Annotated in this window: 11 protein-coding genes; 1 reads left to right on the plus strand and 10 read right to left on the minus strand. The window is 54.7% G+C overall.

All coding sequences use genetic code 11. The features are described from left to right. The coding region (locus K2I50_RS05625) for an RHS repeat domain-containing protein (protein ID WP_301025231.1) at window positions 1-1,195 on the minus strand (1,195 nt) is incomplete at its 3' end. A 215-nt stretch (window positions 1,196-1,410) separates the two neighbouring features. Beyond that, the gene (locus K2I50_RS05630) at window positions 1,411-4,035 is read right to left on the minus strand and encodes a glycoside hydrolase family 88 protein (protein WP_301025232.1); all 2,625 of its coding nucleotides are present in this window, start codon (window positions 4,033-4,035) and stop codon (window positions 1,411-1,413) included. A 154-nt stretch (window positions 4,036-4,189) separates the two neighbouring features. Here K2I50_RS05630 and K2I50_RS05635 point away from each other — a divergent pair, with 154 nt between their 5' ends. Then, entirely contained in the window at window positions 4,190-6,208 is a 2,019-nt protein-coding gene (locus K2I50_RS05635; protein WP_301025233.1) for a DUF4861 family protein, read from the plus strand. Between the two features lie 77 nt (window positions 6,209-6,285). Here the strand turns inward: K2I50_RS05635 and rbr are convergent, their stop codons facing one another. The 8 genes from rbr to pelA all read right to left on the minus strand — a co-directional run bounded on the left by rbr (window position 6,286) and on the right by pelA (window position 17,252). Then, window positions 6,286-6,879 (minus strand): rubrerythrin, encoded by a 594-nt coding sequence (gene rbr / locus K2I50_RS05640; protein WP_301025234.1) that lies wholly within the window; start codon window positions 6,877-6,879, stop codon window positions 6,286-6,288. Window positions 6,880-7,002: 123 nt separating this feature from the next. Next, window positions 7,003-8,493, minus strand: coding sequence for an MFS transporter (locus K2I50_RS05645; RefSeq protein ID WP_301025235.1), 1,491 nt, complete (start codon window positions 8,491-8,493; stop codon window positions 7,003-7,005). Window positions 8,494-8,505: 12 nt separating this feature from the next. After that, window positions 8,506-9,921 carry a glucuronate isomerase gene (gene uxaC, locus K2I50_RS05650; RefSeq protein WP_123476045.1) on the minus strand — a complete coding sequence of 472 codons (1,416 nt, stop codon included), beginning with the start codon at window positions 9,919-9,921 and terminating at the stop codon, window positions 8,506-8,508. Between the two features lie 129 nt (window positions 9,922-10,050). Further along, the gene (locus K2I50_RS05655) at window positions 10,051-11,556 is read right to left on the minus strand and encodes a UxaA family hydrolase (RefSeq protein WP_301025236.1); all 1,506 of its coding nucleotides are present in this window, start codon (window positions 11,554-11,556) and stop codon (window positions 10,051-10,053) included. A 13-nt stretch (window positions 11,557-11,569) separates the two neighbouring features. Then, complete coding sequence (locus tag K2I50_RS05660; RefSeq protein WP_301025237.1) at window positions 11,570-13,051, minus strand: tagaturonate reductase; 1,482 nt, start codon at window positions 13,049-13,051, stop codon at window positions 11,570-11,572. An 82-nt stretch (window positions 13,052-13,133) separates the two neighbouring features. Next, the gene (locus K2I50_RS05665) at window positions 13,134-14,096 is read right to left on the minus strand and encodes a pectinesterase family protein (protein WP_301025238.1); all 963 of its coding nucleotides are present in this window, start codon (window positions 14,094-14,096) and stop codon (window positions 13,134-13,136) included. Between the two features lie 7 nt (window positions 14,097-14,103). After that, a complete protein-coding gene (locus K2I50_RS05670; protein WP_526022956.1) occupies window positions 14,104-15,735 on the minus strand; it encodes a family 43 glycosylhydrolase in 1,632 nt (543 codons plus the stop codon). A 152-nt stretch (window positions 15,736-15,887) separates the two neighbouring features. Next, window positions 15,888-17,252: a pectate lyase gene (pelA, locus tag K2I50_RS05675; protein ID WP_301025239.1), complete on the minus strand. Its 1,365-nt coding sequence runs from the start codon at window positions 17,250-17,252 to the stop codon at window positions 15,888-15,890. Between the last annotated feature and the right edge of the window lie 222 nt (window positions 17,253-17,474).

A 17,474-nucleotide genomic window follows, 5' to 3' on the forward strand; every position in this document is an offset into this window, starting at 1 on the left:
CTTCTATACTATGATAATTCCATGCCCATTGAAGGCCTACCGGAATGTAGTAATTCCTCCCCGGAGCATTAATCCCGAATCTATTTTGAATAAATGTTATTGGATCCTTAATAATAACTGTTCCCATAAAAGTAGTTCCAACAGAAATATAATTTTCAATCCTACTATCGCCGGTTAATCCATGAAAAAATCTTGATGCACGGCTAATAGCAGCTGGATTATATGTAATTGCCTTTTTTCCTGTCGCCATACTTGAGGCTGCGGCTAAAGATCCACCAAGAGAGTGGCCAAGAAATGTCAATCCATTTCCATCAACATTATCTTCCATTTTTTTCGCATTTTTTACCGCAGCATTGACTTGGGGAGAAAAACCGATGGTTTGCGTAATGTCTTCCACCACATCTTCCAATGAATTAGTGCCTGCGTATACATATGCATATTCAATTACTTCATCACCCTTTCTTTTTTCGAATACCATAGATTGCATTCCAATACCCGTATTTGCTGGATGATTCATCTGGATATTGAAATCTTTATTTGAGATGTGCCAATTCAATTTTTCTAAGATTTTAATAATATCTTCGAATTTCTTATCTTGATACACAGCCCAACACATTAATCCACCTTCATATGGTGTGGGTTCCAATCCTTCGGGATCGATGAATCTTATGGGATTTCCGAGAGCGTATATGTAATGGGAGACCATTTGTGTCTTTTCGCCAAGAGCATCGACAGAGGTAAAGCGATTGAGTATCGGGTCGTAGTGGCGGTTCTGTAGGTCGTAGAAGGTGTGGGCATTGCTTTTTTCGAGCTTGCCTCCTTGGAAAAGATTGTTTCCTGACCAAAAGTAGTAGCCATAGCTTTCGCCAAACAGCGATCCTCCGGGATAATAGTGTACGGCCTTTGTAAGACTGTCGTTGTCGGAGACAGTACAGCGGATATTGCCTTGATAATCCTTGATATAGAAGTAGTGCCGGCCATTCTCATAGTAGCCTGTGGGGGTATTGATGCGCGACAGCTTACCGCGGATATATTCGTAGTTTTCGCAATATTCATAGGGTGTCTGTATGGTGAATGCCTGGATTGCAGTCATTGAGTCGCGGTCAGAAACAGGAGGCCATAGTATGCCGGGCAGTGAAGCCGCCTTGGACGCCGGCGCCGTGCCGGAAAATGTCTTGATGCGTTTCCCCATCATGGCAGGAGAGGGTTTTAAGGTTTTTTGCAAATATATGTGTTCGTCTATTAAAATGCAAATAAAATCCCGACAATTCGCACATATCCAACATAAACCAGAGCAAACCAGAGCAATCCATTACGACAAGCCACCGCACGCCAACCGATTATATATATAATGTGGCCGACCTCACGGCCGGCCACATCGTTGTCAAACATTATTATGGTCTTTTCACCTTATTTACGAAGAGTGCCCGATTTGGCACGTATGATATCATTGAGATGGTCGGCGGTAGCGCAACCGTTGTGTTCCATCTCGAGAGATGCCCACACAAACGGGCCAACTCCCTTGGCGTCGTTGTCGCGCACCGGTTCCGATATGTAGTAGTCAAACGAGCCGTCGCGGCGGCGGTTCTCCTTCACCTTCGGAGCAGCCTTGCTCACTGCGGGGCTAACACCCGGGCCCAGACCGGCCACGGCGCAGCAGTCGGTAAGCGACAGCGTCATGTCGGGATTCACCTTGAGGAAACGGTCGACGATACCATGGTAAGCCTTACGCGCAGGCTCCATAAAGCGACCGTCGATATAACCCTTGCGCACACTCTTGAGCATCGAGTAGGCCATCATGGCCGAGCAGGTCGACTCAAGATAGTTGCCCTCGCGGCCCGGCTGGTCCATCACCTGCCACCACACGCCGCTATCCTTGTCCTGCCACTTCACCACTCCGTCGAGAGTGCGGGTAAGCAGGTCGGCCACCTCGCCGCGGCGGCCATAATCCTCGGGCAGCGCATCGAGTATCTCTACCAGGGCCATCACATACCAGCCCTGGGCGCGCCCCCAGCAGTGCTGCGACAGGCCGGTGGTGTCATTGCTCCAGAACATATCGCGGTTCTCGTCCCACGCATGGCGGTTAAGCCCGGTCGAGGCGTCGAGAGTGCGCTCATAAGTCTTCTTCAGCTGATCCACGGCATCGTCATATACAGCCTTCTGCTTCTTGGCGGGGAGCATGTGGGCGGTCTTCACTCGGAAGGGCAGACCCATGAATATGCCGTCGAGCCACACCTGATAGGCATACATGGCCTTGTGCCAGTATACACCCTCTTTGGTGCGCGGCTGCTTGTCGAGCTGCTGCTGAAGAGTGCGGATAGCGATAAGATTCTTATCCTCGGGGAAATTCTCATGCATGGCAGCCACGAAATGGCCGGTGCGCACATTGTCGAGATTGTAGTCGGCCAGGTTATAGCCGCGTATCGAGCCGTCGGCGCCAATCATAGTGTCGGTGTAGCTCTTGCAGTAGTCGAGTATGCTGTCGTCGCCGTAGCGCAGATATGTGTCGAGCATCGACTCAAGCTCAATACCCATCACATAGCTCCACTTGGGCTTCTTCGAGAAGTCGAGCAGGAAGCTCTGGGGCACACGCTGCATCTCCGACTTGGTAAGCCACTGGCTCAGGTTGCGGTAAGGAGTGCTGCTCAGGCAGGGCTTGCCGTTGACCGTGGTGTTGGCGAAATTCACCTCGCCCACCTTGCCGGTGATTTTATTGTTCTCGGCCACTCCGTCAAAACGGCAGTTGCTCACATTGATGTTATACACATTGGCCACCGAGTCGAGCGAGTTGAGCAGGATTCCGTAGCGGCTCTTGTTGCAGGTGACATTGTCGAGATACACGTTGCGCACCGTAGGCACATATCCGCGGCAGCATATCTCGCGTGGCTCATAGTCGAGATTGATACGCATCACCGACTCCTTGCACTGTCCCACCTCGATATTGCGGGCATAGATATTCTCTATCACACCGCCGCGGCAGGTATTGGTCTTTATGCGGATTACACGGTCGAGGTTCGGACTGTCCATCGTGCAGTTCTCGGCAAACACGTTGCGGCATCCGCCTGATATCTCGCTGCCGATTACCACACCTCCGTGGCCATTCTCCATGCGGCAGTTGCGTATGATGATATTCTCCGACGGACGTCCCCACAGACGGCCGTCGTTGTTGCGGCCGCTCTTTATGGCTATACAGTCGTCGCCGGTGTTGAAGAAGCAGTTCTCAATCACCACGCCGTCACACGACTCGGGGTCGCAGCCGTCGCCGTTGGGGCCGTCGTTGCTGATATGCACCCCGCTCACAGTCACATTCTTCGACAGCAGCGGATGGATTACCCAGAACGGCGAACGCAGCAGAGTCACATCCTCGATGAGCACTCCGTCACACTGGTTGAAGTTAATCAGCTGGGGGCGCAGGCAGTCATCGGCTGTAAAGCGGCGCTCGTCCATCTCCACTCCATCCTCGGCCAGACGCAGCAGGCGCGGACGCGCATGGTCGTCCTGCTGGCGGGGCATGCCCTCCTTCCAGCCGAAACGGTCCTTGCCACACCATGGCCACCAGTTTTCATTGTCGGCACCGCCGTCGATAGTACCCTTTCCGGTGATGGCCACATTGTCGGCCTGGAAAGCATACACACACGGCGAGAGATTCCAGCAGTCGAGACCCTCCCAGCGGGTGGGAACTATGGGGTAAAGCTCGGGCTGGAACACAAAGAGCAGCGTGGCTCCCTCGTCGACCTTGAGATTCACATTGGAAAGCAACCGTATGGCTCCGGTACGGTAAGTGCCCGCAGGCACCGCCACCACACCGCCGCCGGCCTTGTGGCAGGCTTCGATTGCCTTGTTGATGGCCTTTTGGTTCTTATCCGGTCGGCCATCGGGTTTTGCACCATACTTGCTGATGACAAAAGTCTTTTCAGGGAAAACAGGACGCTTCACCGATCCGTCGATCTGCTTGTAGTCAGTGTCCCACGCCGAGGAGGCATAGGAGAGCAACGGGAGCAGCATGAAGGCTATTTTCAACAGGTATTTTTTCATGTCGGTCTATGTAATTTATGGATATTAGATGACGTGATGTCTGTGCAAACTTAATAATTAATTTTTGGAAATTCCGTATATTTGCAGCCGTAACACGGCCGGGTGAAAACTATTACACCCAATTTCGCCAAATTAATATCCATAACACAGTTTCATGATGAACACTTTCCGCTCTATTCTCACATTTACAGCGGCAACATGCGCGGCGGCTTCATACGCCGCGACACAATTTGATGTCACCGTCGCCAACCCCTCGGCGGCACCCCGCAACGCTGTCGGGGTGACACTCCCCGTAAAGGGTATGTTCTGGGGAAAGACGCTCCCCCTCGCGTCGGTAAAGATTGACGGCACCGACATCCCTTGGCAGATTGACGACACCGACGGCGACGGTCGTCCCGACGAACTCGCATTCACCGTCGACCTCCCCGCCAAGGCCGAAGTCACCGCGAAAGTCACAATCGGCGAAGGCACCGACGGCTCGCAGTTCGAGCCATCGACATGGGCCTCGCTGCGCCTGCGCGACCAGAGCAAACGCTACCCCGCTGCCTCGGATGTGACATTTCCCGGCACCGACACTCCGCGACATGTCTACGACGCCATCTACGGCCACGGCATAATGCTCGAAGGCTCCCACGGAGCCATACGCGTATATGCCGACAACCGACAGAGCATCGACCTGTACGGCAAGAAATCACCCCGTCTCGAACTCCCTGCGACGGCCTTCTACACCACACCCGCCCAGGCTGCCGACGGATACGGATGCGACATCCTCTGGGCAGGCAACTCTATCGGCGCAGGCTCATTCCGCGCCGTTGCGCCCGACGGCACCCTTTTCGCCACCGACACAGTGGCCTCTCGCTCACAGCGCGTCATCACCTCAGGCCCCGTGCGCTCCATAATAGAGGTATCGACACCCGGATGGATGGTCAACGGCACCACCTACGATATGACTCAGCGCTACACATTATGGGCCGGACACCGCGACATAGAAGTCGACATAACCGGACTATACGGCGCACCCGACGGCTCATTCGCCACCGGTGTGCTGAAGCTCGACACCCCGGCCAACTCCGACAATCTGCCCGGCAGCGGATTCGTATCTGCCCGAGGCACCGCTCTCAGCTGCGGCACAAGCACACCCGACAGGAAACATCCCGACCATATCGAGACTCTTGCCGTAGGAATATACGCACCCGACTCGCTGGTCAATGACGTGAGAGAAGACTCGCTCAACTACCTGCTCACACTCAACCCCGATGCCGCCGGACGCATATCCTACTCTATCGCATTCGCATCGGCCAAGGAAGACGGCGCTCCGGTAAGGCTCGCCGACTGGCAGGCATACATGGACGACATCGCCGACCGTCACCGTCAACCCTCGACCGTGACAGTATCCCTCACTCAGCCCGCCGACACCGTCACAATAATGATGATAGGCGACTCGACCATGGCCGACAAAGTGCTGAAAGGCGACAACCAGGAGCGCGGCTGGGGACAGATGCTCCCCACCCTGCTCAACGGTCCCGTGCGCGTCGACAACCATGCCGTCAACGGACGCAGCTCCAAAAGTTTCATCGACGAAGGCCGCTGGGATAAGGTAATCGACCGTCTGCGCCCGGGCGACTATCTGATAATCCAGTTCGGCCACAACGACGAGAAAGCCAACGACCCCTCGCGATATACCGAACCCGGCTCGACATTCGACGCCAACCTTTACCGCTTCGCACGTGCGGCCCTCGACAAAGGGGCCACACCCATACTCATGAACTCCATCGTAAGGCGCAACTTCCCGGCACCCGGCGCTCCGACAGTCACCGTCGACGACAAATATAAAAAGGGATACCATCCCGAGGCATTCGACTCCGAAGGATTACGGCTCGTCGACACCCACGGCCAATACCTCAACCCGCCGCGGCGAGTGGCAGAAAGCCTCGGCATACCGTTTATCGACATGAATGCAATCACCCACAACGCCATACAGGCTCTCGGACGCGACGCCTCTCGCCAATATTTCATGTGGATTCCGGCCAACACCTACCCCTTTGCTCCGGAAGGAAAAATCGACAACACCCACCTCAACATCAAGGGCGCCACATTCGTAGCCACTCTCGCCGCACAGGCTCTCGCCGACACCCTCCCTCTGCTGCGCCCCTACATATCCGTGGCTCGCTGACATAATAACCGGACTAATAGACAATAAAGGCGCCGCACTCTGACAGCAGAGTGCGGCGCCTTTTCTATCTTCACCGATTACTCCATATCCATCGGCATATAATGCTGATAGGGATGGTCGCAGGCGGGACACACCTTTGGGGGCTCCTTGCCTACAAATTCATATCCACACACCAGACATTTCCAGGTTATGGCCTTGTCTCGCTTCCACAGAGTGCCGGCCTTGATGCGGTCGAGATAGCGCTGGAAGCGCTCCATATGATGCTGCTCTATCGAGGCGATAGCCTTGAAGTGCTCGGCTATCTCGGGAAATCCCTCCTCCTCGGCCACCTTGGCGTTGGCAAGATAGGTCTTCACTGCCTCATCACCCTCCTCGTGGATGGATATCTCGAGATTGGTGGCGGTATCCTTGGCCGGGATAGCATCGACAGGAATATTGCAGGTCAGCTCTCCGCCCTGAAGCATCTTCAGATACACCTTGCCATGACGCAACTCATTGGCGGCAGTCTCCTCAAACACTTCTTTCAGTGGGAAATATCCGTCTTTCTCTGCCTGTGTGGCGTAATATGTATAACGGGCATAAGCCTGAGTCTCGCTGATATAAGCGTCAACTACATTCTGTTCAGTGCGCGTACCCTTTATGCTCTTGGGAGCTTTTTCTGATTTGCTCATAATTATACTGAATTTTAGTTGTTCGTTGCAATCATAGGTAACAACACCCCGGGATGTATAAAAGTTGAGGCGGCGCAGGGTCGGAATGCCCTGCGCCGCCTTCATGACGTAATATCAGTACGGTTATTTGCCGACTACAATCTTCTTGTACTTCGGCACAAGGAGCTTCATTATGCACCATCCTATCAGATAAGACACACCGCATATGCAGAACACGATGAAATATCCCGCAGGCTTACCCTCGAAGCCCATGAAGCGCATGCCGGTCTCTCCGGCGTAGTCAAACAGACGACCCGAACAGAGATTGATCAGGAACGAGCTCACGCCGCCGGCCATACCGCCGACACCGATGATAGTGGCGATGGTGCTCTTGGGGAACATGTCGCCGACCACCGAATAGATGTTGGCCGACCACGACTGATGGGCCGCTCCGGCGATACCGATGATGATTACAGGCCACCAGTAGGAATAAGCTCCCAGAGGCTGGGCGAAGATGGCCAGCAGCGGGAACAGCGCGAAGATAAACATCGCACGCATACGAGCAGCATATGGATTAAGACCGGTCTTGTTCATGATGATTGTCGGGAGCTTGCCTCCATATATCGACAGCATCGTGATGGCATAAAGCACAAAGATAAGCATCTGTGCAGTGCCGGTGTCGGAAGCGAAGCCATACACGTCGGAGATATAGGCCGGTATCCAGAACAGGAAGAACCACCACACTCCGTCGGTAAAGAACTTGCCGAACACGACTGCCCACGTCTGCGGATACTTGAAGCACTGCCAGAAGGGGATTACATCCTTGTTGCTGTCCTCCTTGTCGGCCTTCTCCGAAGGTGTCTCGTCAGAATGGTTGTCAAGCTCGATATAGGCAAGCTCGGCCTTGTTGACACGCGGATTCTGGGCCGGTTTCTTGTAGTAGAACATCCACAGACCCATCCACACGAAGCCCAGACCACCGATTACGATAAAGGCCATCTCCCAGCCGTTGCCCACACCCATGTTCTGGAAGAAACGGGCCAGAGGCGGTATTGACACAGGAGCGGCAAGAGCGCCCACCGTGGCTCCGGCATTGAATATGGCGGTAGCATAGGCACGGTCGCGCTTGGGGAAATATTCGGCTGTCACCTTCACGGCGGCGGGGAAGTTGCCCGACTCGCCTATGGCAAGCACCACGCGAGCGGCTATGAAGTAGTACACCGACGTGATGGCCACAAGAGAGGCCATGGCACCGGTGGCGCTTACCATCTCGGCCGCGTCGTGCAGACCCACGGTGTGCTCGGTAGCCCATCCGCAGAGAGCATGGAGGCAGGCGCCGGCCGACCATACGCCGATTGCCCACAGATAGCCCTTCTTGGTGCCCATCCAGTCGATGAAGCGGCCCGCGAAGAGATTGGCCACGGCGTAGACTATCGAGAAGATAGCGGTGATGACACCATAGTCGGCATCGGTCCAGTGAAACTCAGGCGAGATAAAGTCCTTCCAGGTAAGAGAGAGCACCTGACGGTCCATATAATTGACCGTAGTGGCCAGAAACAGAAGTCCGCAGATGACCCAGCGGAAACTGCTCATCTTCTCATTGTACTCCTTGTCAATTGTCTGTTTGATTTCCATGAGCACAAGAGATTAGAATTTGAAATAGTTCTTGGCGTTGTTATAGCAGATATCCTCAATCATTTTATTGACACGGGCCTCTTCGTAGCCGGTATAAGGCACTTCACCGTTTTCGATGTCATTGCCTACAAGATTACACAGTGTGCGACGGAAATACTCGTGGCGAGGATAGCTGAGGAACGAGCGCGAGTCGGTAAGCATGCCCACAAAGCGGCTGAGAAGACCGAGCACCGAAAGGGCGTTCATCTGCTTCTGCATGCCGTCCTTCTGGTCAAGGAACCACCAGCCGGAACCAAACTGTATCTTTCCGGCCACACTGCCGTCCTGGAAGTTGCCGAGCATAGTGGCGATTACCTCGTTGGCGCAGGGGTTGAGATTGTAGAGTATGGTCTTGGTCAGCTTGCCGCGCGAATTGAGCGTGTCAAGGAACTTCGACATCGATTTGGCGGTAGTAAACTCGCCGATGCTGTCGAAGCCGGTATCGGGACCGAGCAGCTTGAACATCTTGGAGTTGTTGTCGCGGATAGCGCCGTAATGGAACTGCTGGGTCCATCCCGACTCATAGTCCATCTCGCCGAACACTACCAGCATAGCGCTCTTGAACTTGTGTATCTCCTCCTTGCTGAGCTCCTTGCCGCCATACACCTTGTTGAATATCGCGTCGATTTCATCCTGGGTGTAGTCGGCTGCATAGAATTCCTCGATGCCGTGGTCGCTGAGGCGGCAACCCATCGACTCAAAGAAATCATGACGCTTCTGGAGAGCATCTACCAAATCCTGGAACTTGTTGATTTCCACACCGCTCACCTCGGCCAGCTTCTCTACATACGCGCGGAAGGCGGCTGCATTCTCGACGGCCATGGCCTTGTCAGGACGCCAGGTGGGGAGCATCTTGATTTCAAATCCGCTGTCGGCCACTGCCTTGTGGTATTCGAGCGAGTCAACGGGATCGTCGGTGGTACATACAGTCTCCACATTGTAGCGGCGCATCAGTCCGCGGGCGGTCATCGTAGGGTCGTTCTGCAGTTTGTCGTTGCAGGCCTCGAATATCTCGCGTGCGGTCTCCGGATTGAGCAGCTTGTCGATGCCGAAGGCTGTCTTAAGCTCGAGATGTGTCCAGTGGTAAAGTGGATTGCGGAATGTGTAAGGCACTGTCTCGGCCCACTTCTCAAATTTTTCCCAGTCGGTAGTGTCAGTACCGGTACAGAAACGCTCGGGCACACCGTTTGAGCGCATAGCGCGCCATTTGTAGTGGTCACCGCCAAGCCATATCTCGGTAATTGAGCTGAATTTATGGTCATCGGCCACCATCTTGGGTATCAGATGGCAGTGATAGTCGATAATAGGCATTCCGGCCGCATGCTCATGGTAAAGTTTCTGGGCCGTAGGAGTCTGGAGAAGAAAATTCTCATCCATGAAAGGTTTCATAATACTTGCTTTTGTGTTAGACTGATATCAGACCTGACAATTATACGATATGCCTGTGTCAGGCTACCGTCTGATAATCTCAAATCTCTATCGGATTTAACGGTTGTTTTCAATGATTATTGTCAATCTTTATAGGGTCACTCCATTCTTGAATATGGCAATTTCCTGATATCCATGGATTTCAGAGTTTACCCTACGTCCTGAGGCTACCTCAAGCACAAAGCCGATGAAGTCGTCGAGCACATCCTCCATCGAACGGTCCTCGACAAGCTGTCCGGCGTTGAAGTCAATCCAGTCGGGCTTGCGTGCCGCCAGCGAGCTGTTGGTCGAAATCTTGGCTGTGGGTACAAACGTGCCGAATGGAGTGCCGCGGCCGGTGGTGAACAGTACCATCTGACAGCCGGCGGCCGCCAGGGCGGTAGCGGCCACAAGGTCGTTGCCGGGAGCCGACAGGAGGTTGAGCCCGTTGGTAGTGACACGGTCGCCATATGCAAGCACACCCTTCACCGCGCTCTTGCCCGACTTCTGTGTGCAGCCGAGGGCCTTCTCCTCAAGCGTGGAGATGCCGCCGGCCTTGTTGCCGGGCGAGGGATTCTCACCTACAGGCTCGCCATGGCTGAGGAAATACTCCTTGAAGTCGTTTATCAGGTCGATGGTGTTGTGCAGCAGATTGTTGTCGGCACAGCGCTCCATCAGTATGGTTTCGGCGCCAAACATTTCGGGCACCTCGGTCAGTATCGTGGTGCCACCCTGGCAGTTGCACAGGTAGTCCGACAGTTCGCCCAGCAGCGGATTGGCAGTGATGCCTGAGAAACCGTCGGAGCCGCCACACTTCAGGCCGATGCGCAGCTTTGACGCCGGCTGTGTGCTGCGCTTGCAGCCGCGGGCCTTCTCATAAAGGCCGCGCAATATCTCCAGACCGGCCTCTACCTCGTCGCCCTCGACCTCCTGCGATACGAGAAACTTCACGCGCTCGTGGTCGTAATCGCCACAGAACTCCTCGAATGCCTTGGGCTGGTTGTTCTCGCAGCCGAGACCTACCACGAGGATAGCGCCCGCATTGGGATGATGCACCATGTCGCGGAGTATCTTCCTGGTATTCTCATGGTCACCTCCGAGCTGCGAGCAGCCGTAGTTGTGGGTGAATGCCACGATGTCGTCGACACCCTCACATCCGGTCTCCTTCTTAAGTGCCTCGGCAATACGCTTTACGATACCGTTGACACAGCCCACGGTAGGGATTACCCACACCTCGTTGCGTATGCCGGCCTGACCGTCGCTACGGAGGTACCCCTCGAAGGTACGCTCCTCGCGGTATCGGGCAGGACACTCTCCGTAGGCTCCCTTAATCGAGATATCCGAATAGTCGAGTGTGCCGGCAAGATTGGTGGCGATGGTCTCATGGTCGAGAAATGCGCCCTTGGCCACAGCGTGGCGCACATGTCCGATAGGGAAGCCGTATTTTACCACATTCTCCCCTTCGGCGATATCCCCGAGGGCAAACTTGTGCCCGGCGGGGATGTCGTCGACAAGAGTTATCTCACTGCCGTCGACAGTGACAGTCGTCCCCTTACTGAGCGGAGCGATGGCGACGGCCACATTGTCGGCAGGATTTATCTTTATATATTCTTTCATATATTATATACGCTTACAGTATGCCCTCAACGGTTGCGAGCATACCCTTCTCCTGTATCTGGTTGAGGAAATCGGTCACCATTGCTGTCAGGCCGGGGATACGGTTGAGATCGCCATGCTCCTTCCATATGAGCGAGTCGGCAGCGAGCACACCCTCGGCCACCTTGGCGGTGTCGCCGGTAGCCCAAAGCTGAGTGAGCAGATCCATGATTGCCTGGTCGTCCTGAGGTTTGATTTCGGCGCCGTCGTTACGCTTGCCACCCTTGTAGTAGGTGATGATGGCGGCCAGTCCGAGCACGATACCCTTGGGAAGTTCGCCCTTGCGCTCGAGATAGGTCTTGAGGCCGGGAAGGTCGCGGGTCTGGAACTTGGGGAAGGCGTTGAGCATGATTGATGTCACCTGATGGTCGACATAAGGGTTATTGAAACGCTCAAGCACATCGCCGCCAAACTTCTCCAGCTCCTCCATCGGCAGATTGAGGGTCTGCATGAGTTCGTCGAACTGCACCTTGTGGATATATTTGCCGAGCACGGGATGGTTGCAGGCGTCGCGCACGATGTTCACGCCGCTGAGGTAGGTCACGGGCGACAGCACGGTGTGGGGGCCGTTGAGCAGAGTCACCTTGCGTTCGTGGTAAGGAGCCTCCGAGTCGGTGATTATAACATGGAGACCGGCCTTCTCGGCAGGGAATTCGGCGCGCAGTTCTTCGATGCTCATGTTGCAGGGGCGCTCGATTACCCACAGGTGGAACACCTCGCCCTGCACCACTACATTGTCGACATATCCGAGTTTCTGCTGTATGTTGGCAATATCCTTGCGCGGGAATCCGGGCACGATACGGTCGACGAGTGTGGCACATACATAATTGTACTTCTCAAACCATGTCTTGAATCCCTCGTAGTCGGCACCGAAATCATCCTTCCAGAGGTCGATATACTTGAGGATGGCGTCGCGCAGATGGTGGCCGTTCTCGAAGATAAGCTCACAGGGCATGATGATGAATCCCTTGTCGGGAGCGCCGTTGAATGTGGTATAGCGGCGGTAGAGGAGCTGGGTGAGACGTCCGGGATATGACGAGGCGGGACGGTCGGTAAATTTGCATTCGGGGTCAAACACGATACCGGCCTCGGTGGTGTTGGAGATTACGAAACGCATCTCGGGCTGGTCGGCAAGGGCAAGATAGGCATCGGTCTGGCTGAACGGATTGACACCGCGGCTGATTACATCAACGCGGGTATAGGAGTCGACAGCCTCGCCGTCAAGACGGCCCTGAAGGTTGACATGGTACATATAGTCCTGGGCCTGGAGCAGACCCATAGCAAAACTGTCAGGCTGCCCCTGCACGATTACTACCGACGAGTTGAAGTCGGTGCTGTCGTTCATATTCTTGATAATCCAGTCTACAAACGCGCGGAGGAAGTTGCCTTCGCCAAACTGAATGACACGTTCAGGCGCATGGGCCTTGGGAGCTGTCAGACTATTGAGAAATTTCATGATTAATTAGTTTATTGTGTTGATATTATGTTTCTGTTTATGGAAATAGTTTATTCTGGAAATTACGGTATCTGAAGAGAGGTCAGGGCACCCACCGCATATATCCCGGAGAAGATGCGAATATTACAGCAGGGTCGCTCAGCCGGGCCGCTTCCGATGGTGAGAGCGCGGTCGCCCACCCCACTCGGTCGGCCTTGTCAGCGCCCTCGCCGCGCGAACCGTATTCGCCATAGCGGGCTGTCTTTTCATTGTCGGGATTACGCCAGTTGTGCCAGCCTGCGGCAACTATGTGACCGCCCATCTCGCAGTCGATAAAATAAGTAGAGGCATACGGACGCCACGGACGCCCGAGATACACCTTGTCGACACCGTCGGCGGCAGTCAGCCGGCAGCGGTACATCACGTAGCCCGTCATTACCGTGTCGGGAGTCGACGCAGCGGTTATATAGCTGTTGCGCTTGCTGTGGAGTGTGCAGTCGCGGAAAAGGGCTGTAGACGGACCGAATATGTAGTCGGTAGTACCCTCGATATAGCAGTTGTCAAAGAGGAGTCTCGAGCCGCGGCCGCCGGTAAACACGGTGTCCTGGTTGCCTCGGAAACTGCAATTGTCAAACCTCAGACGGTCGCCCTCGGTATGCAGGGCCACTGCCTGCCCTACCTCTCCGGCACTGTTTTCGATGGTAAGGTTGCGAAATGTGATGTCACATCCCTCCACCTTTACCGTATAGGTGCGGAATGTGCCCATATTGTCGAGAGAGGCATAGTCGCCCCAGCTTATCACCGTACTGTCTGCACCGGCGCCGACAAATTCCACATTCTCTATCCACGAGGGTATCACCACCTTCTCGCGATAGACTCCCGGACGCAGATTGACCGTGACACGGTAGTCCATATAGGCGCGTATCCCTTCCAGAGCGTCGGTAAGGGTGGTATAGTCGCCGCTGCCGTCAGGAGCAACGGTTATTTCACGTTTATACTCGGCCCCATATATAGGGAGGCCGAGTATAAGTATCGATAAGGATGCTATGATATGTTTCAGTCGCATGACTCAGTTAGAGCTTTGTTACACGGAACCAGTCGATATCGGCGCGTCCGCCGTCATTTGCCACCTTGGGACGTGTGCAGAATGTTCCGATTTTCGCACCGATCCATTTCCCTTCGCGGGCGGTAAACGGCTTGCCGATACTCTTGAACTTCTTGCCGTCGAGACTGTAGCTGAAATTGCATATGCCGTCGGCCATCTTCACGCGCAGATAGGCGGTCGAATCGGGAAGCATCACCGAGGCATTCTCGACTTCGGTCTTACCCTTGTCGGCCTTATGACATTCGTTTTCGCTCAGGCGGAACCCTTCTGCGGTCTTCTCCAGAGCAAGCACGGCATAGTCAAGTCCCATCACCACCAGGCCGGTGCGCTCTCCGTCGTAACGCTTGTCGGGGGTAAGAGTGACCTTCATCGTAGCGGTAAACGACGGTGCCGGTATCTTCTGGAGCAGAAGGTTGGGCACATCCCAAAGGCTCTTGTAATTTGGGCTGACAGGCACGGAATAGAGCGAAAGCACACCCTTCTCCACATTGTTGTAGCCCCACCACGGCTCGGGATTGCCGTGCCACTGCCACTGAAGGCCGAGGTTGATGTCGTTGAACTCGTCGCTCTCCTGCGGAGTGGCCTTGGGATATGTCTTGCCTACGTTGGGCTTCTTGTAGGTGCGCACGGGGTCGCCGCAGCCGTCGCCATCTTTGTCGACACCCATCACAGGCCAGTCCTCGATCCAGTGTACGGGGTTGAGATGCACGATGCGCCCTACAGCGCCTACATCCTGGAAGTGGATAAACCAGTCCTCGCCGCCATCGGGAGTGTCGACCCAGCCGCCCTGATGGGGGCCGTTGATATCAGTGTCGCCCTGGGCAAGCACCACCTTGCGCTCATAAGGGCCCCAGGGGCTCTTGGAGCGGAGTATGGTCTCCCAGCCGGTTGGCACACCTCCGGCCGGCGACATTATATAGTAGTAACCATTGCGCTTGTAGAATTTCGTACCCTCGATGGTCACGTCTACGTCATGGCCGTCATATACGATTTTGGGCTGCCCTATCAGGCTCTCGCCGTCAGGAGCCATCTCACACACGGCAAGCACACTCTTAAGATTGGCGCGGCTGCCGGCAAAGCCCCACGACATGTAGGCCTTTCCGTCCTCGTCCCAGAGCGGACAGGTGTCGATTACACCTTTCTTGCGAGCCACCAGCTTCAGAGGCGACCACGGGCCCTTGGGGTCCTTGGCCTTGGTCATGAATATGCCCAGGTCGGGATCGCCGTAGTAGATATAGAATTCGCCGTTGTGATAGCGTATCGAAGGAGCCCACACTGCATTGCCGTGGTTCACACCGTCCTTGACAAACAATGCTTCGTCGGGGAAACGGTCGATGGCGTAGCTTATGATAGTCCAGTTGACCAAATCCTTGGAATGCAGAATCGGCAGACCGGGCACACAGTTGAAGCTGGAAGCGGTCATATAGAAGTCATCGCCGACACGCACTACATCGGGGTCGGAATAATCGGCATAGATAATCGGATTCTGGTACTTGCCGTTGCCGAGGTCGGCTACCCATACTTCGCTCAGTTCGGGAGCGGCCTGCATGGATAAGCTCATGGCGGCGCAGCATGCGAGCACTGTAAGGTTTCGATTCAATTTCATAAGGTTAAGAGCTTTTTAGAGCTTGTTTAATAATCTGTTTATGGCATTATGGCAGAACGACGACAGTATTCATGGCCGGATATCGCCGCCTACACCCCAAAGTTAATAATTTATCGTGTACACGTGAAGCGTCTTTCCAAGAAGCGTTAATTTTTCCCTCTCTTTTTACCAAATTTCCTTTCCATGCGGGCATGCCATTCGGGATATTGACCCTTGATGACGAAGTCGGGCCAGGTGCCGATGTAGCGGTAACGGATACGCCGCGCGGCATTGAGCGACGGAGCGAACATATATCCGCACTGGCTGTCGGCCACAGGCTCAAGGTCGGAAAAGCTGTAGAGAAACCTGAACAGATGGTGAGGACGACTGTCGTCGTAGATACTGAAGATGGGACGATGGGCCTGCGAAGCGTCGTAGCTCTCGGCGGCATTGCGCCACAGCTCATAGCTCAGGGTGTCGCCACCTATCTTCAGTGTGCGTGGCCGGCGCTCCTTGAGCCGCTCGAAAAAGTTGGGATACACCTTGGCGGCGACATCGCCTCCGAGCTGGATAAAGCGACCCCACATACGTGAGCTGTCGCAGTCGACCACCACCTCGTCGATGCGGCTTCCGCGGTCGTTGTACACAAATTCGGGCTTCTTGCCCTCGATAGCTGTCTTTTCCATAAATGCCACAGCATGCTCTACGGCATCGACAACTTCGGCCGAAGGGTCGTCAATCGACATCAGAAACCACAATATCGAAGTGCCCTCGTCGGCTGAATACGAAGGCAGCTCGTGGGGACGACCCTCGGCGGGGAGCAGCGTATAGGGGTCGTGCTGCGCACACCACATGGTCTTTACTCCGTCCTCTACCACCTGACAGTCGAGTATACACTGCAGGCCGGCCTTGTAGGCCTTCTCGACCTCCGCGCGCCATCCAGCGGGAAGTATCGCCCCGGCCTCGGTAGAGGGGTCGAGCAGATCGCGCAGAAGCACCATATTATTAATGTGCAGATTGTCGTTGAAGGTGAAATAGTCGCTGTAGCCTCCGCGCAGAGGATAATACTGAGGCCACCCGCCGGCATGTGTGTCGGGAGCCTCCGCGTTGGGATACTGCGAGTCGAGTATGAAGCGCACGCCCCGACGGGCACCCTCGAGATAGATACTGTCGCCGTTGGCCTTCCACATCCTGGCAAGGAAACGTATCTCGCTCGTTGTGGCGTCATTATCCATACACCCCTTCTTGGAGGCCTCTTTCGAGTCTTTTTCGCCGGCGACACGCTTCCGGTCGGCTTCGCTCATGGGCATATGCATCGGTATGTTCTTGGGCCAGCCGCCAGAGTTTTTCTGATACAACAATACATTGTCGGCCACTCCGCGGGCGTCGTCGGTGGTATACCAATCGTCGGCCTGTGTGTGGCTGAAACGTGTCCATTTTGTGTCGGAGGTACGCTCCGTCGAGCCGTAGGCATGCACGCCCGACAAGGCAGCAACGGCTGTTAATGCGATTAATTGTCTGCGTAATTTCATGATGTAGTAGGCAATCATAGGGTTATTGCTACTCCAAAATTACATCAATTCGCTCCAATCGCGAAAGCCGTAGAGCGACAATTGGCCCCAAAAGCCGATTATTCACCCTTTTCCGATAATTTGTATCAGTAGCAACCATTATAAGTAAGAGCTTGTTTAATAATAAATGTTGCCGCCAGGGTCGTATAGCTTGAGACGATTTTCGACATGTGACGAAGGAGT

The sequence above is a fragment of the Muribaculum sp. genome (assembly GCF_029051885.1).
Lineage (GTDB): Bacteria > Bacteroidota > Bacteroidia > Bacteroidales > Muribaculaceae > Muribaculum.